This is a genomic window from Carnobacterium sp. ISL-102, from assembly GCF_018612935.1.
In the GTDB taxonomy this organism is placed as follows: Bacteria; Bacillota; Bacilli; order Lactobacillales; family Carnobacteriaceae; genus Carnobacterium_B; species Carnobacterium_B alterfunditum.
The window spans coordinates 1-17,482 of the sequence record NZ_JAGGRF010000048.1; the positions used below are offsets into that span (position 1 = coordinate 1).

The 17,482-nt window shown below is 35.8% G+C and carries 17 protein-coding genes and 1 pseudogene; 3 read left to right on the top strand and 15 right to left on the bottom strand.

The genetic code is table 11. The annotated features are described in order from the left end of the window. Nucleotides 1–89 precede the first annotated feature (89 nt). Nucleotides 90–1,160: a type 2 isopentenyl-diphosphate Delta-isomerase gene (fni, locus tag J7E16_RS10920; protein WP_214891663.1), complete on the top strand. Its 1,071-nt coding sequence runs from the start codon at nt 90–92 to the stop codon at nt 1,158–1,160. Nucleotides 1,161–1,251: 91 nt separating this feature from the next. Here fni and J7E16_RS10925 read toward each other — a convergent pair whose 3' ends face one another. The 3 genes from J7E16_RS10925 to J7E16_RS10935 all read right to left on the bottom strand — a co-directional run bounded on the left by J7E16_RS10925 (nt 1,252) and on the right by J7E16_RS10935 (nt 3,234). Then, a complete protein-coding gene (locus tag J7E16_RS10925; RefSeq protein ID WP_214891665.1) occupies nt 1,252–2,034 on the bottom strand; it encodes a GNAT family N-acetyltransferase in 783 nt (260 codons plus the stop codon). Nucleotides 2,035–2,198: 164 nt separating this feature from the next. Continuing rightward, nucleotides 2,199–2,522: an AzlD domain-containing protein gene (locus tag J7E16_RS10930; protein WP_214891667.1), complete on the bottom strand. Its 324-nt coding sequence runs from the start codon at nt 2,520–2,522 to the stop codon at nt 2,199–2,201. Continuing rightward, on the bottom strand, nt 2,515–3,234 hold the full coding sequence (locus J7E16_RS10935; RefSeq protein WP_214891669.1) for an AzlC family ABC transporter permease: 720 nt from the start codon (nt 3,232–3,234) through the stop codon (nt 2,515–2,517). Before J7E16_RS10935 ends, J7E16_RS10930 begins: the two co-directional genes overlap by 8 nt. A 137-nt stretch (nt 3,235–3,371) precedes the next feature. Here J7E16_RS10935 and J7E16_RS10940 point away from each other — a divergent pair, with 137 nt between their 5' ends. Then, nucleotides 3,372–3,581 carry a pyrimidine-nucleoside phosphorylase gene (locus J7E16_RS10940; protein WP_214891671.1) on the top strand — a complete coding sequence of 70 codons (210 nt, stop codon included), beginning with the start codon at nt 3,372–3,374 and terminating at the stop codon, nt 3,579–3,581. Between the two features lie 51 nt (nt 3,582–3,632). Here the strand turns inward: J7E16_RS10940 and J7E16_RS10945 are convergent, their stop codons facing one another. From J7E16_RS10945 to J7E16_RS10995, 11 genes are all read right to left on the bottom strand, one after another. Then, nucleotides 3,633–4,934, bottom strand: a complete 1,302-nt coding sequence (locus J7E16_RS10945) for a pyrimidine-nucleoside phosphorylase (protein ID WP_214891673.1) — start codon at nt 4,932–4,934, stop codon at nt 3,633–3,635. Nucleotides 4,935–5,051: 117 nt separating this feature from the next. After that, nucleotides 5,052–5,723 (bottom strand): ribose-5-phosphate isomerase RpiA, encoded by a 672-nt coding sequence (gene rpiA / locus J7E16_RS10950; RefSeq protein ID WP_214891675.1) that lies wholly within the window; start codon nt 5,721–5,723, stop codon nt 5,052–5,054. A gap of 1,089 nt (nt 5,724–6,812) precedes the next feature. Beyond that, the gene (locus J7E16_RS10955; protein WP_214891677.1) at nt 6,813–7,886 is read right to left on the bottom strand and encodes an ABC transporter substrate-binding protein; all 1,074 of its coding nucleotides are present in this window, start codon (nt 7,884–7,886) and stop codon (nt 6,813–6,815) included. Next, complete coding sequence (locus J7E16_RS10960; RefSeq protein ID WP_214891679.1) at nt 7,883–8,716, bottom strand: ABC transporter permease; 834 nt, start codon at nt 8,714–8,716, stop codon at nt 7,883–7,885. Before J7E16_RS10960 ends, J7E16_RS10955 begins: the two co-directional genes overlap by 4 nt. Beyond that, nucleotides 8,713–9,528 carry an ABC transporter permease gene (locus J7E16_RS10965; protein ID WP_034546053.1) on the bottom strand — a complete coding sequence of 272 codons (816 nt, stop codon included), beginning with the start codon at nt 9,526–9,528 and terminating at the stop codon, nt 8,713–8,715. The genes J7E16_RS10960 and J7E16_RS10965 overlap by 4 nt, the downstream gene beginning before the upstream one ends. Nucleotides 9,529–9,538: 10 nt before the next feature. Then, nucleotides 9,539–10,633: an ABC transporter ATP-binding protein gene (locus tag J7E16_RS10970; RefSeq protein ID WP_214891680.1), complete on the bottom strand. Its 1,095-nt coding sequence runs from the start codon at nt 10,631–10,633 to the stop codon at nt 9,539–9,541. Between the two features lie 139 nt (nt 10,634–10,772). Further along, a complete protein-coding gene (locus J7E16_RS10975; RefSeq protein WP_214891682.1) occupies nt 10,773–11,315 on the bottom strand; it encodes a helix-turn-helix domain-containing protein in 543 nt (180 codons plus the stop codon). Between the two features lie 191 nt (nt 11,316–11,506). Continuing rightward, a complete protein-coding gene (gene murB / locus J7E16_RS10980) occupies nt 11,507–12,406 on the bottom strand; it encodes a UDP-N-acetylmuramate dehydrogenase (protein WP_034548904.1) in 900 nt (299 codons plus the stop codon). A 269-nt stretch (nt 12,407–12,675) separates the two neighbouring features. Next, entirely contained in the window at nt 12,676–13,347 is a 672-nt protein-coding gene (locus J7E16_RS10985; protein WP_214891684.1) for a potassium channel family protein, read from the bottom strand. Nucleotides 13,348–13,359: 12 nt separating this feature from the next. Then, nucleotides 13,360–14,739 carry a TrkH family potassium uptake protein gene (locus J7E16_RS10990; protein ID WP_214891686.1) on the bottom strand — a complete coding sequence of 460 codons (1,380 nt, stop codon included), beginning with the start codon at nt 14,737–14,739 and terminating at the stop codon, nt 13,360–13,362. 100 nt (nt 14,740–14,839) lie between these two features. Beyond that, entirely contained in the window at nt 14,840–15,760 is a 921-nt protein-coding gene (locus J7E16_RS10995) for a Gfo/Idh/MocA family protein (RefSeq protein WP_214891688.1), read from the bottom strand. 156 nt (nt 15,761–15,916) lie between these two features. On the opposite strand from J7E16_RS10995, the gene J7E16_RS11000 reads away from it, so the two are divergent. Then, entirely contained in the window at nt 15,917–16,678 is a 762-nt protein-coding gene (locus J7E16_RS11000) for an exodeoxyribonuclease III (RefSeq protein WP_214891690.1), read from the top strand. Nucleotides 16,679–16,911: 233 nt separating this feature from the next. On the opposite strand, the pseudogene J7E16_RS11005 reads toward J7E16_RS11000, so the two are convergent. Next, nucleotides 16,912–17,482: pseudogene (locus tag J7E16_RS11005) on the bottom strand (transposase family protein); the annotation flags it as partial.

The window sequence follows — 17,482 nt, forward strand, 5'->3', positions numbered from 1 at the left end:
TACATTTTGAGTGTACCACGAATGGCTTTTTTATTTGTCTAGCTTAATTTTACAATCGGCGGGATAAAAAATTTTTGGAGGATCCTATTATGAAACCAACGAATAATCGAAAAAACGAACATGTTTCATTAGCAGAAAAGTTTGCTAAAGAGACCAGAAAGTCTGATTTTGATTCTTTCCGTTTTGTTCATCATTCTTTTCCAGAAATGAGCGTAGCTGATGCAGCTATTTCCACTTCATTTGCTACATTAGATATGGACTCCCCTTTCTACATTAATGCCATTACTGGTGGAAGCTCTTGGACAAAAAAAGTGAATGAAAAACTAGCTTTGATTGCTCGTGAAACGGGTATTGCTATGGCCACCGGTTCAATTAGTGCTGCTCTTAAAGATCCTTCTGTTAAAGACAGTTTTACGATCATTAGAGAAACTAATCCTAATGGTAAACTTTTCGCCAATCTTGGTGCCGGTCAAACTTTGGAGAATGCTAAAAAAGCTGTTGATCTGATTCAAGCAGATGCATTACAGATTCACATCAACTCGCCTCAAGAAATCATTATGCCAGAAGGCGACCGTGACTTTTCCAACTGGTTAACGGATCTAGAAAAAATCGTTCAACAAGTATCTGTGCCGGTTATTGTTAAAGAAGTGGGTTTTGGTATGAGCCGTGAAACGATCCAGCAATTATCTTCAATCGGGGTACAGACCATTGATATTAGTGGCCAAGGTGGAACAAACTTTGCCCAAATCGAAAACTACCGCCGTGTTAGTGACAAATTTGACTATCTAGAAGATTGGGGACAATCAACCGTTATTTCTTTAATAGAAGCACAGCCTTTTATTGATAAAATCGAAATACTCGCTTCAGGTGGTATACGCGACCCTTTAGATATTGTTAAGTCTTTAGCTCTAGGAGCACGAGCAGTAGGGATCTCAGGACTCTTCTTGCATATGGCTCTAAGAGATGGTGTAGAAGCTACGATTCTAGAAGTAAACGCTTGGAAAAAGCAAATTGCATCGATCATGACGCTACTTGGGAAAAAATCGATCAATGACTTAAATCAAACAGATGTGATTTTGTTAGGAGAAGTAAAAGATTGGTGTGAAGTCCGCAATATTGATGCATCGCTTTTTGCTAATCGTTCTTCACAGAATCGCTGATCCTGCTTATCTACAGCATGCCAAAAAGAAGGTTAGAAATTCGCAAATGAATTTCTAACCTTCTTTTTTGTCTATTTTGTTGATTTTTAAGCTACTCTTTACTTTTTAGTATGATCCATTTGTGTGTGTCTTCAAAACCTAAGTGTTGATACAATCGTCCAATATCTGTATCGGAATAGAATAAACAAGCCGTTTTATTCTTCGTGGTACAATAATTCACCAAAGCGGCTACTATAGCTGTTGCATAGCCCTTCTCACGATAACTTTCAATCGTACCAACAGTCATTATCATCGCTGAAAGTTTTGTTTCAACTGCAATTCTTCCTGTTGAAATAATTTTACCGGTTTCATCTTTGATGACTTGGATCGTATTCAAATCACGTTCCAAGTCATCTGTGATTTCTTCCATTGTTTGTTGCTTCTTCATGCCGATTTCTTTTAAACAATCAAGGTATGCTGCAATATCCTCTTTTTTTAAAGGCGCAACCTGTTGAATTAACGGAGCGTCTAACTTTAGTTCGTTACACTCAGATAAGTAGGTCTCTTCTTTTTCATATTGCTCAAATTCTTCTTCATATTGAGTAATGACTTCCTCACTTCCGGATATGTACAAAGGCGTTAGACTCTGGATCAAAGGTAAAAATGTATCGAACCCTTCAAATACCTTGCCATGAATAGGCATGACATTATCCTTATAGCGAACCAATACACCGTTGATTTTATCCTTGCTATCTACATAAACCCAAACATCTAAATCAAAATGCTCGAACCCGTAAGTTTCAATGTCGCCAATCGCAAATAAATTCACACTCGGTTCTTGATATAAAAAATTCAGCAATTCTTCCTGTTGGTTTTCATCACATTTATAAATCATTTTAGTTCGTCCTCTCAAGTAACAACCTTTATCTTTTTTAGCAGTTGTTTAACAAATAGTGTTGGTATTCCACCACTATAAATTATAGACCTTTCTTAGTATACTATTTCCGAAAAGTAATTGTCGCTTTTTAAACTTCATTTAAATAGCAACTTTTTTTAAGTTCAAACAAGATAGACCATTAATGTGATAGCTGTAATTCCAAATACCATAGACAGTAACAGGTTTTTTGTTTTATAGGCTACAAAGAACACAAGAATAGACGGCAAAAGCTTTATATTAATGATTGGATTTATATTGAATTGGTTTTTCCAAAAGAAAATATCCGAAAAAATCAAAGCTGAAAATATAGATACTGGGATAAATGACATCCATTTTGAAACTTTATCTGGAATCGATCGGTTACTTAGAACAAGTATTGGCAACACTCGAGGTAGATAGGTGACAAACGCCATACCCAAAATCAACTGCAATTGTTGACTAGTCATATTTGATACCCTCATCTCTTGTGTTCATTTTTCTGTTCATCAAGTATCCATCAGCAAAATATCCGATAAAAGAAGCTAGAATCGCGGCAATAACCAAGGCAATCGTATGCTGCAACAGAATCATGAATAATACCGCTAATACACCGGCCGTTAACCCTACAAAAATATACAGCTTAGATACAAATTGACTGACCAATAAACTGATAAACATAGCAATCAAAACATAATTTATAATGGTAGTATCAATTTCCCAAGCACTGCCAAGCATTCCGCCAACGACCGTGCTTAGTGACCAAGTCAAATAAGCTGAAATATTGGTTGCCAACGCCTTGTTAGCAGTCCATTCTTGATTTTTAAATTGATTGTAATTTATAGCAAACGATTCATCCGCAAGGGTATGACTAAAAATTAGGGTGAAAGGTAAAGACGGCTTTTTAATAAACCCCGACATACTGGAACTCATCAATAAATGACGCAGATTTAAAAAGAACGTCATTGTTATAATTGCTGAAATAGAAGCACCCATACTTACCATCGAAGCAGCCATAAATTGAGCAGCTCCTCCAAATACAAGCAGACTCATCAGTAAAATAGTTGGAGCATTAAATCCAGCATCATATAAAACCATGCCACCGGCTAAACCGAGAGGTACATAACTAATGATGACCGGATAGATTACTTTTAACCCATCCAACCAATCTTGTTTTTTCATTCTTCTCCCTCCTAAACAGACACGTAACAGCTATTACATCAAAACACTAATTTTTTTCATTTTAATTTTGATTGTATCTCACTCTAACTTTTGATAATGTAAACTTATTGAACGAGTAATGAAAGGAGTTGAAGTGTATGTTAAAAAGAATTATTTTCAGTTCTTTTTTTATCAGTATTCTTTATTTTTTGGTGTATTTTTTTGTTCCAGCACTTAAAACAGCTGTTTATAGTGGCGGATTTTGGGCCATCTTACACGCTCTACTAGGAATTATTTTGATTATCAATATTTTTGGGATCATCCTTTTCACGCTTCACTACTTATTTTCGGATCCGGATAAAACATAACATAAAAAGAGTGTTGAGAAAATCTCAACATTCTTTTTATGCATTTTTTGATCAATCAATGATCACTTCATGAATAAGAGGAATCGGTGCAGCAGAATCTGCTATTGTGATACCTTCCCAGATTTTTTGTTCAACTTCTGGTATTTCTTCTTTGTTTGTATGGATCGTTAATAATGCTTCACCTTTTTTAACAGCATCGCCAACTTTTTTATGTAAGACGATCCCCACTGCTAAATCAATTTCACTTTCTTTTGTAGCTCTTCCAGCTCCTAGCATCATAGCAGCAATTCCTAATTCATCCGCGATGATTTCAGAAACATATCCAGCTCTATTTGCTAAAATATCTACTTGATACTCTGCCTTTGGCAATAATTCCGGATTATCTATAACACTTATATTTCCACCTTGAGAAGCAACAAAGATTTTGAATTTCTCTAAAGCTTTCCCATTTTCAATTGACTCTTCTAATAATGATCTTGCTTCGTCTAAATCTTTTCCTATACCAGCTAAATGAACCATTTGACTACCCAATGTTAAACATAGATCTAATAAATCAGCCGGACCTTTACCGTTTAGAGTATCGATTGCTTCTTTAACTTCTAAAGCATTTCCTATTGCAAAACCTAAAGGTTGGCTCATATCAGAAATAACGGCCATTGTATTGCGTCCGACACTATTGCCAATCTGTACCATAGCATGAGCTAATAACCTAGCATCTTCTGTTGTTTTCATGAAAGCTCCTGCCCCAGTTTTCACATCTAAAACAATTGCATCTGCACCTGCCGCAATTTTTTTACTCATGATCGAACTTGCAATTAACGGAATCGATTCAACAGTACTTGTCACATCTCTTAAAGCGTACAATTTTTTATCTGCCGGTGTTAAATTGCCCGATTGACCGACAACTGCTACTTTATTTTTATTTACTAATTCAATAAATTTTTCTTGTGTCAATTCTACATGGAACCCTGGAATCGATTCTAGCTTATCAATTGTTCCACCTGTATGACCCAGACCACGTCCGCTCATCTTAGCTATTGGAACACCCAAACTAGCAACTAAAGGAGCTAGAACAAGCGTTGTCGTATCGCCTACCCCACCCGTTGAATGTTTGTCTACCTTGATTCCTTTGATTGCTGATAAATCGATTTCTTCTCCAGAATGGACAATACTCATGGTTAAATCGCTTTTTTCACGATCATCCATGTCTTTAAAATAAATTGCCATCAACATTGCACTCATTTGGTAATCTGGGATCTTACCTGCTGTGTATTCTTCGATCACCGTATTTATTTCTTCAGTTGTTAATGCTTTTCCATGTTGTTTTTTTGTAATTAAGTCAACCATTCTCATTTATCGTATGCCCCTTTATTTAAATTGAATTTTTTATCACAATTACTAGAATTCTTTTTTCGATAGTTTCTTATTTGTAGAGTATCCATAATGGATGACCACTCTTTTAGTTACAGATTAACGAGCTTCTATGATTTCCACTCCTGCTTCACGCCCTACAATGACAGTGTTTACCCGGTTTAAGAATAATCCGTGTTCCATTACCCCAGTCAAGCCATCTAACCATTCTGCTAATGATTGTGGATCTTCTATTTTATTCATGTGCAAGTCGATAATATAATGTCCGCCATCTGTTAGATAGTTCTCTCCAACATCATTCTTTCTCATCGTTGGATGGAACCCTTTTCCTTCAAAAATGCGTACTAATTGTTGGCTGCCATAAGGCATTACTTCTACGGGTAAAGGAAATGCACCTAGCGTTTTGACCATTTTACTCTCATCGACGATCCATATCACTTTCTTTGAATAATCTGCAACGATTTTTTCGAATAAAAGAGCCCCACCTCCACCTTTTACGCCTTGATAATTAGCATCAATTTCATCTGCACCATCGATCGTTAAATCAACTGTTTCAACTTCATCAATGGTTTTTAGCGGAATGCCTAACTTTTCCGCCTGCTCCTTTGTTTGAGTTGAAGTCGTCACTCCGGTAATAGTTAGTCCCTCTTTGACACGTTTCCCTAAGGCTTCAACCATATAATAAGCAGTTGATCCAGTTCCCAGACCCACTACCATACCTTCTTTTACATATTCTGCAGCTTTTTCTCCAACTTGTTGTTTTAAATTCATTATCTTTACTCCTTCTGCTTCACGCTTTTATTCTTTATTAGTATAGCATAATACCAAATATATAGAGCGCTAACATGAACAAAACCAGTAAAAAGAGACTGAGATATAGATACAAACCTCATTACCTATCGAAATATTAGTTCTAAAAGTAGCCTCATCCTTAAAAATGTAAGGTCATAGAACAAAAATAAATCAAACCTTTTATGATTCAAATATATAGGGTATATAATTTTTGGTATTCATAGATTAGTCTGGTCACTTACTTGAAATTTCTGCCGGAATAGGAGTTGCTTGTAGCCATGTAAAGTATTCAATGCGAATTACAAAGCGTTATCGCTTTAGCGACTACGCTCTGTTTGAGGCTTGAAAGACTGGAAGACCAAAGGCTTCAAGGCGGTACCATGGCTCTCCACAAGAAAATCCGTTATTCAAGAAGTAATTTCTTTTGGAGCACCAACACCATTCTTCAAACAATCGATATGAGGCTATAATTTTTGGTGTTCATAGATTCGTTTGATCACTTACTTGAAATTTCTGCCGGAATAGGAGTTGCTTGTAGCCATGTAAAGTATTCAATGCGAATTACAAAGCGTTATCGCTTTAGCAACTACGCTCTGTTTGAGGCTTGAAAGACTGGAAGACCAAAGGCTTCAAGGCGGTACCATGGCTCTCCACAAGCAAATCCGTTATTCCAGAAGTAATTTCTTTTGGAGCACCAACACCATTTGTTAAACAATCGATATATAGAACAAAAAAAGAATCTGTCATCAATTTCCTGATAACAGACTCTTTCTCTTATTCTCAATTTTTGAAAATTGCTGCGTGCCTAAACGGGAAGTTCAGCATCCTTATTAGTTGAGCTGCGTGTCTCATCCTTTCGAGAAAAAGATAAAACTTCTTCGTGGGCATAAAGCCCTCTACGAATTTTTCCTGTTTTCTTGTCGAGGATAAACGAGACACTCCGCATCCTTTAGCTGAGCTTCACTTCCCAGTCACTGGGCTATTTTCAAGAATTGACGCAATGCGCGGGATGCTCTTGCTTTCAATTCTTGAAAATCGCTGCGTGCCTAAACGGGAAGTTCAGCATCCTTATTTTCTGTGCATTTTGAATTCTAGGAAGTAGTCGTTGTAGATGCTGATGTATTCAGAACCTAAATCTTCATATACTTCTAGATTTTCCATCGTTGCTTCATTTGGATAGAATTGTTCGTCTTCTATTATTTCACTCGGTAAAAGTTTCATCGCTTCTTGGTTAGGTGTAGAATAACCAACGTACTCTGCATTTTGGGCTGCATTTTCTGGTTCCAGCATAAAATTAATAAAGGCATAAGCTGCATCAAAGTTTTTAGCTGTTTTTGGAATAACAAAATTATCGAACCATAAGTTTGATCCCTCACTTGGAATGACATAATGCAAATTTTCATTTTCCCATAACATCTCAGAAGCTTCTCCAGAGAAAGTTACAGCTGCTGCTGCCTCTTCTTGGATCATATACATTTTGATTTCATCCGCAACAATGGCTTTTACATTAGGGGTCAAACTTTCTAATTTTACAGCGGCTGCTGCTAATTGATCATCATCTTTTGAATTCAAAGAATGTCCTTCACTATTTAATGCCAATCCGATAACTTCACGCGCTCCATCGATCAGCATAAGCTCATTTGTTAATTCTTCACTCCACAAATCATCCCAATGTTGGATAGCCTTCTCATCGATGAATTTGTCATTGTAAATGATCCCCAAGGTCCCCCAAAAGTAAGGAATAGAATAGTGGTTATTTGGATCAAACAGCTGATCTAAAAATCGAGCATCAATATTATCGAGACCTCTTATCTTTGAGTGATCCAATTCAATCAGCAAGTTCTCATCGATCATTCGTTCAATCATGTATTCACTAGGGACGGCCAAATCATAATTCGTTCCCCCTTGTTCAATTTTTGTATACATAGCTTCATTAGAGTCGAAGGTTTCATAGGTTACTCTATAACCCGTTTCCTCTTCAAATTTAGTGATCAATTCTGGATCAATGTAATCTCCCCAGTTATACAAATTCAAACTGTTTTCTCCTGTAATTCCTTGGGCCTTTTCCAATTGATTGGCACCAGCATATAGCCCCCCACAAATAGCTAAAATAACTATTATCATAACACCTAATTTTTTCATCGCATGCCCACCGCCTCAGCATGTTGTTGTTTTTTATTTTTTTGTTTTTTTGTCATATTGTGTTGTTGGATAAAGTAATAACCAATCACAAGAACCAAAGCGAAAATAAACATTAAAGCACTTAGAGCATTGATTTCTAAGCTGACTCCTTGTCGTGCTCTTGAATAGATTTCGACTGCTAAGGTTGTAAAACCATTACCTGTTACAAAAAAGGTTACCGCAAAATCATCCAGTGAATAAGTGAAAGCCATAAAATAACCTGCTAAAATACCTGGAGCGATACTTGGCAAAACAATTTTCCCCATTACTTGCCAAGTATTCGCGCCAAGATCTCGCGCGGCTTTGAGCATTGTGTCGTTCATTTCTTGTAATTTAGGTAAAACCATCAAGACGACGATCGGAATACTAAAAGCAACGTGTGACAATAAAACAGATATAAAGCCTAAACGAAATCCAATAAAGGTAAATAAAATCAAAAAACTAGCTCCAATAATAACATCAGGTGAAACCAATAAAATATTGTTAAAGCTCAATACGGCATTCCTGGTTTTCCTCTTCTTCAAGAAGTAGATCCCGATCGCTCCAAATGTACCAATAATAGTAGCTAGCAACGAGGACAATAATGCAATAAGAAGCGTGTCCAAAACGATCCAAATCAAACGCGTATCTTCAAATACTGCTATATAATTGTCTAATGTAAAGCCGGTAAAGCTGTTCATTGTTCCACCATCATTGAATGAGTAAAAGATCAAAAAGGCGATTGGTGAATATAAAACGACGAACACAGCAATAAGATACAGATTAGACCATTTAAATCGTTTATTTTTCATTTACGAACTGCCCCTTTCTTTTTCTTTTCTCCCGTAAAGAGCATGATGAGGATCATTGCAATGATCAATACCACGCCGATCGTTGAACCCATTCCCCAATTTTGTGTAACTAAGAAATGTTGTTCAATAGCTGTACCCAAAGTAATGACACGGTTTCCGCCAATTAAACGGGTCAACATAAAGAGTGATAACGATGGAATAAAGACCGCTTGGACACCGCTTTTAACGCCATTAAGGGTCAGAGGAAATACTACTCTTTTAAATGTTTCAAAACTATTTGCGCCTAAATCACGACTAGCTCTGATAAATGAAGGATTCATTTCTTCAAGTGCATTAAAAATAGGTAAAATCATAAATGGAATTTGAATATATGTCGCAACAACCAAGAAACTAAGGTCGGTAAATAAAATTTGCTGTCTTCCTATTCCTACAAAAGAAAGAAAATCATTCACTGTTCCATTTGCACTAAAAATCCCAATAAAGGCATAAGCTTTCAATAATAAATTGATCCATGTTGGTAAAATAATCAATAAGAGCCATAATTGTTTATGTTTTGTTTTGCTTAACAAATACGCCGTTGGGTAACTAATGAATAATGTAAATATGGTGATCAAGAACGCATACCAAAATGAATTCAAGGTCATTCTAAGATAGGTACCTGATTGAAAATATGTTTGATAATTCCCTAAAGTAAACTGCCCATCAACGTTGAAAAAAGATTGATATACGATCAAGATCAAAGGAGCAGCAACAAATAAGAGCAACCAAAAGGTGTAGGGTATAAAATAGAATACATTAGCTTTTTTTGTCATTTTTCTCCTCCTATTCTTCTTCGTAACTTTCAAGACGAGCGTCAAATTCTTGTTCTGATTCATTAAATCGCATAACGTGGATGTCTTCTGGTTCAAAGTACAAGCCTACTTCATTTCCAACAACCGCTTTTTTAGTCGAGTGCACCATCCATTCATTGTTGTCTTGGTCATAGCCGATGATCTCATAATGCACACCGCGGAATAATTGCGTGTCTACTTTGACTGACAGCTTTCCTTTTTCGACTGTGGTTAAGACTAAATCTTCTGGACGTAAAACGACTTCTACTTTTTCATTTGGCTTCATTCCCGCATCTACACACTCAAATGTATGCCCAACAAAGGCAACTTCATAGTCTTGGACCATTGTGCCTTTAATGATATTGCTCTCCCCAATAAAGTCTGCCACATAACGATTGATCGGTTCATCGTAAATATCTACTGGTGTACCGCTTTGAATGATCTCGCCGTTTTTCATCACAAAAATCTCATCACTCATAGCCAAAGCTTCTTCTTGATCATGTGTAACAAAAACAAACGTGATTCCCAAACGTTGTTGTAATTCACGCAACTCGTACTGCATTTCTGTTCTCAATTTCAAATCGAGAGCAGATAACGGCTCATCTAATAGCAATACTTCTGGTTCATTCACTAATGCACGCGCAATAGCTACTCTTTGACGTTGTCCACCAGACATTTCGCTGATCGCACGGTCTTCGTAGCCCGATAATTGAACCATTTTCAACACATCTTCTACTTTATTTTTGATAATTTTTTTGTCTAATTTTTTGATTCTTAACCCAAAAGCTACGTTCTCAAAGACATTCATATGCGGAAATAACGCATAATCTTGGAAAACTGTGTTTACTTTGCGCTTATTTGCAGGTACATCATTAACTTTTTTACCTTCTAAAGTAATCGTTCCTTCTGAAGTTTCAGTAAAACCGGCAATTAAATTTAGAATCGTTGTTTTCCCACAACCAGACGGTCCAAGCAAAGTATAAAATTTGCCACGTTCAATTTCAAAATTGATATTTTTCAAAACCGGATCGTCATCCTCATATTGTTTCATTACCTTTTCAAATGTAATAATTGCATTCTCTGTCATTTCTCTTACTCCCTTATAGTAAATTTTATTGTTGATCAACAAATCATGTTGATGGACTATCCTGACTTTTTTCTTAGGTAGAAGGATTTGTTTGTGAATGTTTAAGAGGTACTTTTATTCCTCTAGAAATTCCGTTTGCTCAAAGATAAGAATCGGTGACTACTAGTAACAGTAAACTTGCCTCATTACCGTGATTAATGATCTGATGCTTTTGTGTAGCGTGAAAATAAATAGATTCTCCTTTTTTAGCGAAATACCGTTTCAAACCTATCTCGATACAAATTTCGCCCTCTAATACAAAGCCAAATGTTTCAGCTAATGAAGGACTAAATTCTTTAAATTGACCTTTTTCAGTCAATTTCAGAAAAACAGGTTCCATTTCATTTTCATTTGATCCCGGAACAAGCCATTTGATCTCATAGCCTTTCTCGTCATCTTCATAGACAGTCATCTCATCTTTTGTATACACTACTCGTTGCTCTTCTTGTTTTTCATCAAAGAAGTCTCTTGGGCTGCAACCCAAAACTTCTAAGATATCAAAAAAAACTTCCATTGATGGGACGCTTAAATCTCTTTCAACTTGAGAAATATATCCTTTGCTCAAATTGGTGCGTTCTGCTAATTCCTCTTGTGTTAAATTTTTTTGGATCCTTAAGTTTTTTATTTGATTCCCAATTTCCATGAAAGCTCTCCTTTGAGTCTCAGTTTACTAACAGTAAACTAAGACTCACTAATGTTCACTCACAGTAAACCGCATGTTTACCACAACCTTTTATAGTATAAATCCTTTTAACTAAAAAGCAAATAAAAAATTGTACTCAGCTTCTGCCGAACACAATTTTTTATTTGCTTTATCAAACTTTTTTTTATTGGTCATTCTTCTCCGATTATTCTTACTTCAGTTATCAATTCAACACTATTCTTTTCGAAAATGACTTCTTGGATATGGTGGATCAATTCGATATAATCTGTTGCTGTTGCATGATTAATGTTTACAATAAATCCTGCATGTTTCATCGAAATTTGAGCTCCACCCCATATTTTCCCTTGTAAACCAGCTTCTTGAATCAGCTTTCCAGTAAAATATCCTGTTGGGCGCTTAAAGACACTGCCACATGAAGGATATTCTAAAGGTTGTTTAGACTCTCTTAAAAAGGTGAATTCATCCATTCGCTCTTTTATATCAGCAGAATGTCCTTTTTTCAATTGAAAAACAACCTCTAAGACGATATCTTGGATCTCTTGAATGCGACTATGACGGTAACCAAATTCTAACTCCTGGTTGTCAAATGTCTTTAATTCACCTTCACGTGTCAGTACTGTGACTGATTCAATGACTTCACTCACTTCACCATCATAAGCGCCAGCATTCATATAAACTGCTCCGCCAATGCTCCCAGGGATCCCACATGCAAATTCTAACCCCGTTAGTTCAGCTTCATAAGCTGCATATGAAGTATCGATCAAACGAGCTCCACTTTGAACACTGATTCTTTTATTTTCAATAATTATCTGTTTCATCTCCGTTAATATCATGACGACTCCATGTATACCACCGTCTTTAACGATTAGATTGCTTGCATTCCCTAAAACAGTTAATGGTAATGCTTCTTCTTTTATCCACATTACAACATCTTTAATTTCTTCTGCTGTTTTTGGAAAAACCAAGATATCGGCCGGACCGCCTGTTTTAGTATACGTATAAAGAGACAAAGGTTCATTTTCTTTTATGATCAAATTTGGGAACTGCTTCTTAATTTCTTCAATTAACATAGTATTTAATACCCTTTCGTATGAGTTGAGCTGATTGCTCCACTTTTTTATAGATTTAATATACTGTTTTATATGACAAGGTATTCCCCTTATCATACTTAGTTTACCATGCCATACTTCTTTTTTGTAGTTTGGATCAACTTTCGATAAAAAGATTTAGTGATTTCTTAACATAACCCACGTTCCAAAAAACAGGTCTGGGACAATTGCCCAAAACCTGTTTGCTGATCAAAACAGCTCATTTACCGATCATTCAATAAATAAATCGCTTATTTTAATTTATTCAAGTAGTCGTAACGTTCAAATACTTTCGACTCTGCTATCCCAACCAGAATAATACCTTCTTCTATATGGTAATCTGGGCTGAAAGAGACATCCATCCGTTTTTGACCTATTTTTCTGATCCCAATAATGTTGATTTCATATCTTTGACGTAAATCTAAAACCTCAAATGTTTTTCCGATCCAACGAACGGGCGGTTTAAATTCGATGACTGCATAATCTTCATCCAAATCGACAATATCGGTGATGTGTCTTCTTAAAAAATTCTTAGCAACCCGAGCTCCAGCTTCTTTTTCAGGACGTATTACCTTGGTTGCACCGATTTCATAAAGGACTTCCATAAAAGATTTGTTTTTCGCTTTTGCAATGATTGAATGGATACCTAATTTTTTACAATTCATAATAGCTAAAACGCTGGCTTCTAAACTCGTACCTGTTGCAACAACTACTACATCACAATTTTCTAAACCAATACCTCTTAAAAAATTCAAATCTGTGATATTTCCTTGTACAGCTTGGGTCACATAAGGTTCGATACGTTCAATGTTATCTAGATCGATATCAACTGCAATAATATCACAATTGAATTCACTTAATTCTTTAGCAATTGATGATCCGAAAACTCCAAGTCCTAATACGCCGATCGTTTTTACTGGCATTTCAATGTTCTCCTATCCAATTAAAATTGTTGTCTTTGCATACAATTGATCTTTTGTCTTTCTACTTTTCCGACTCAAACTCAATAATATGGTAATAGGTCCGATTCTGCCGACAAACATCAAGATCATTAATACGACGTGACTAATATGCGATAATTCTGGTGTTAAATTCACACTGACACCCACTGTTCCTAAAGCAGATACAGCTTCAAACAGCAAAAATAAAAATGGCTGGTCTTCCACTAGCATCAATACACTTACACCAGCTAATAGAAAAAAAGTAAAGGTTACAACAATAACGATCGCACGACGAACAGTTTCAAAAGGAATCGTATGATGAGCATAATTGACATGCTTTTGTCCTTTAATTTCACTTACGATCAACAATGCTATTAGTGCAAAAGTCGTAGTCTTGATTCCACCTGCTGCTCCACCGGGAGATCCGCCGATGAACATTGTACCAATAAAAAATAATAATGAAAAAGGTTTTACTAATTCATAATCAAGTGTAGCAAATCCCGCCGTTCTCATTGTCACGGTTTGGAAAAAGGAAGTTAATAGTTTTTGCCCAAAAGTGAAATTCCCAATTGAATTAGGATTATTCCATTCAACTAGTAAAAAGACCACTGTCCCGACCACAATCAAAGCTACTGTCATATTGATAGCTAATCGGGTATGGATTTTCAACTTGCGATACAGTCGTTTCAACCCACCTCTACCTTTTTTCTTTAGGATAGATTGGAGATTGTACGTAACGTCAAACCAAACTGAAAAACCGATACCACCTAAAATAACCAGAGTAGTCACTACTAAATTCACCAATGGATCGTGGACATATTCTTGTAAACTATAGGCTCCTATATTATCAAAACCCGCATTACAAAATCCAGAAACGGCTAAAAATAAAGAGACAAACAGCCCACTAGCTAACCCAAATTCTGGTACAAATCTAAAAGCTAATAAGAACATCCCTATTCCTTCAATAACAAAAGTATATCTAAGGATAGAGGTTAAATATGTTTTAAAATCGCCTAATTCATCCCGGTTAAGGGCTTCTTTGACCGCTATCGTATTTGAATAACGCATCTTTTTGCCCATTCTCATAATCAGTGTAGCAAGTATGGTCATTAATCCTAGTCCGCCTATCTGCATGAGAATGATACAAATAATTTGACCAAAAAGAGTAAACGATGTTGCAATAGGCAAAGTAGATAAGCCTGTTACACATACCAAGGAGACGGCTGTAAATAAATTGTCGAAGTAAGTTGTTTCCGAAGTTTCAAGATTACTTATAGGCAGTGATAATAAAACCGATCCTATAAAGATCACAAATATAAAGCTAATAGCAATTTTTGCAGCCGGAGGAATACTCCTGAGCTTTTTTGAAAACATTTTTTCTCCTCTTTCTTTCATTTTCATATACGAATGTATTATAATCTTTAATACATAAAAGTAAAGCCCTATTCCGTTTATGAAAAAATGTTCATTGATTTTATTTGTCGTTGCTATTTTTTTGTTCGTACTCGTCTACAATCAGCTGGCAAATACGGTGGCTCTCTAAAGAGGATCCCATACTGACAGGATTTTCTTTACTTTGGAATCCGTCTATTGCTGAACGAATCAATGGAGCAAAACCTCTCTTTTCAAGCGTTTGCTCCCAGTCTCCGAATGGAAAGACTTGTTTTTGGCCAGCCGTTTCAACTTCATAATCGGTTAAGTTCATTACACGATGGGTCCCTGTTAGAGATTGCACTTCAACTGATTCAGCATTGGCCCCTGAAACGTAATTCATCGTCGCAATGCACTCGGTATGTTCTGTTGTTAAGTGTAATACGCACGTTTTCAAATCGCCGTTTTCTTCTTTTATATTAAAATGAGTTTTGATAACAGGTTCGTCTAATAAAAATAGTGCCGTATCAACGACATGGATAAATAGATCATAAATAGCATACTTTACGTTCCCTAAACTATTAGGTTTAGTTTTTTGGATCAAAATCATATTTTTATTTGGAACTTCTTTCACCTTTTGAATCATTGGAGCGAAACGTCGATTAAAACCTGTGATAAGTAAAACATTTTTTTTATTCGCTAGATCCATTAATGCTTTCACTTCTTCAATGTTTTCGCTGATTGGTTTATCTACATAGACATGGATGCCTTTTTCAATACATTGTCTGATAAGAGCTTCATGCGTGTGAGTAGCGGTATGTATAAAAACAGCTTCAATACCACTGCTGAGTAAACCCTCTATAGAAGAATATAAATTTTTGATGCGGTATTTTTTGCCAATTTTAGTTAATTTTTCTTGATCTCGCGTGAACAAATGCCAGTCTATTTCCTTATCCATTGCCATCATTACTGGAAGATAAGCTTTTTGAGAAATATTTCCTAGCCCAATGATCCCTATTTTCATTATTCGTACCCTCTTTCTTCTTCATTTTCATTTTCATTTTCACCTCATATCCTATCATATTTCACATCACTTTGCCTTTTTATATGCATGAGAGTTTACTATTTATTTTAGTTTTGTACAATAAGGATAGGTCGATAATTTAGGAGGAAATAACTAATGAAATTTATCTCATGGAACGTCAATGGCTTACGAGCAATTATTAAAAAAGGGTTTATGGAAATTTTTGAAGAATTAGATGCTGACTTCTTTTGCCTACAAGAAACTAAGCTCCAAGAAGGCCAAATAGAGTTTGAATTACCCGGATACTATACTTACTGGAATTATGCAGAAAAAAAGGGGTATGCAGGAACAGCAATTTTTACCAAGCATAAAGCTTTATCTGTAGTAACCGGTATTGGAAAGCCTGAACATGATCAAGAAGGACGAGTCATCACTTTAATCTACCCTAATTACTATGTTGTCAATTGTTATACCCCTAACTCTCAAAGTGAATTGAAACGTTTGGCTTACAGGATGCAGTGGGAAGATGACTTTTTGGCGTATCTAAAAATGTTAGACTCTGAAAAGCCGGTGATTCTCTGTGGCGATTTAAATGTAGCCCATAAAAATATCGATTTAAAAAATTGGAAAACAAATCAACAAAATGCCGGATTTAGTAAAGAAGAACGCATGAAATTTTCTATTTTATTAGATAATGGCTTTATTGACACCTTCCGTTACTTTCACCCCGATTTAGAAGACGCTTATACTTGGTGGAACTACCGCTTTAATGCTCGTAAAACGAATGCCGGTTGGCGAATCGATTATTTTTGTGTTTCTAAACGCCTACAAGATCAATTACAAGAAGTCAACATTCTTAAAGATATTGTTGGATCAGATCACTGTCCAGTAGAACTGACTTTAAAAAATTTAGTTTAAAGTCAATGCTACTTTTAACTACCATCGCAACAAAAAATAATTTTTGTGTCAATGATAAATGAAAATGTCCCGTTTTTATATGATAATGAGTTAGGCTTATCAACTCAATTTCTCAAGTTAACGACCGCGCTTCGCTTGCTAAAGTTGTTCAGGATAGTTCCTTCAAAAAACATGAAGCAACCATCCTAAACAACTGCTATAAGAAATCTATACAAAATTGATTCGCTGCTTTATTAGACTAAAGAACCCTTTTTTAAGGCTTCTTTTTGTTTTTTATTTCTAAGATAACGATCATAAGAAGGTTTCCTCCAAGGATGAGACAGGGATGGTATGATTAGCTGAGTTTTTTTCACTCTCACAGGCGCATCTAATTCTTTCGATACTTCTTCATGTAATAAAATTTCTTGTAAGGCAAAAACTGAATTATCAACGCTAGCGTATAATTCATTTCCCTTTGTATGGATAATCAAGACGCTTGTTTTTGGAGTAAGTAAAACCTGCTGGTTTTGATCATGCAAACGATAAAGCTTATTTTGATACTTCACACCATGACCTTTTTGGATAATTCGTTGTGAAAATCGAGCGAGTATATGATCCAAAATGACTGTTTTTGGTAGCTTTTCAAAAGCACTTTTGCTATCCTTTAGCTGTAAAGCAAATTTGGCATTATATGTAGGAATGTAATGCCAAATTTGCTTCATCGATTGATTGGATAGAACATAAGGCCATTTCATGAAGGAGACGATCTTGGAGTGTATTCCAAAGTCGTTCGATTTTCCTTTTTGCTTTATTGATTATATTTTT

Excerpts from the sequence above, each read along its gene's own strand:
- fni (WP_214891663.1), top strand. The coding sequence starts at position 90 with ATGAAACCAACGAATAATCGAAAAAACGAACATGTTTCATTAGCAGAA.
- J7E16_RS10925 (WP_214891665.1), bottom strand. The coding sequence starts at position 2,034 with ATGATTTATAAATGTGATGAAAACCAACAGGAAGAATTGCTGAATTTT.
- J7E16_RS10930 (WP_214891667.1), bottom strand. The coding sequence starts at position 2,522 with ATGACTAGTCAACAATTGCAGTTGATTTTGGGTATGGCGTTTGTCACC.
- J7E16_RS10935 (WP_214891669.1), bottom strand. The coding sequence starts at position 3,234 with ATGAAAAAACAAGATTGGTTGGATGGGTTAAAAGTAATCTATCCGGTC.
- J7E16_RS10940 (WP_214891671.1), top strand. The coding sequence starts at position 3,372 with ATGTTAAAAAGAATTATTTTCAGTTCTTTTTTTATCAGTATTCTTTAT.
- J7E16_RS10945 (WP_214891673.1), bottom strand. The coding sequence starts at position 4,934 with ATGAGAATGGTTGACTTAATTACAAAAAAACAACATGGAAAAGCATTA.
- rpiA (WP_214891675.1), bottom strand. The coding sequence starts at position 5,723 with ATGAATTTAAAACAACAAGTTGGAGAAAAAGCTGCAGAATATGTAAAA.
- J7E16_RS10955 (WP_214891677.1), bottom strand. The coding sequence starts at position 7,886 with ATGAAAAAATTAGGTGTTATGATAATAGTTATTTTAGCTATTTGTGGG.
- J7E16_RS10960 (WP_214891679.1), bottom strand. The coding sequence starts at position 8,716 with ATGAAAAATAAACGATTTAAATGGTCTAATCTGTATCTTATTGCTGTG.
- J7E16_RS10965 (WP_034546053.1), bottom strand. The coding sequence starts at position 9,528 with ATGACAAAAAAAGCTAATGTATTCTATTTTATACCCTACACCTTTTGG.
- J7E16_RS10970 (WP_214891680.1), bottom strand. The coding sequence starts at position 10,633 with ATGACAGAGAATGCAATTATTACATTTGAAAAGGTAATGAAACAATAT.
- J7E16_RS10975 (WP_214891682.1), bottom strand. The coding sequence starts at position 11,315 with ATGGAAATTGGGAATCAAATAAAAAACTTAAGGATCCAAAAAAATTTA.
- murB (WP_034548904.1), bottom strand. The coding sequence starts at position 12,406 with ATGTTAATTGAAGAAATTAAGAAGCAGTTCCCAAATTTGATCATAAAA.
- J7E16_RS10985 (WP_214891684.1), bottom strand. The coding sequence starts at position 13,347 with ATGCCAGTAAAAACGATCGGCGTATTAGGACTTGGAGTTTTCGGATCA.
- J7E16_RS10990 (WP_214891686.1), bottom strand. The coding sequence starts at position 14,739 with ATGTTTTCAAAAAAGCTCAGGAGTATTCCTCCGGCTGCAAAAATTGCT.
- J7E16_RS10995 (WP_214891688.1), bottom strand. The coding sequence starts at position 15,760 with ATGAAAATAGGGATCATTGGGCTAGGAAATATTTCTCAAAAAGCTTAT.
- J7E16_RS11000 (WP_214891690.1), top strand. The coding sequence starts at position 15,917 with ATGAAATTTATCTCATGGAACGTCAATGGCTTACGAGCAATTATTAAA.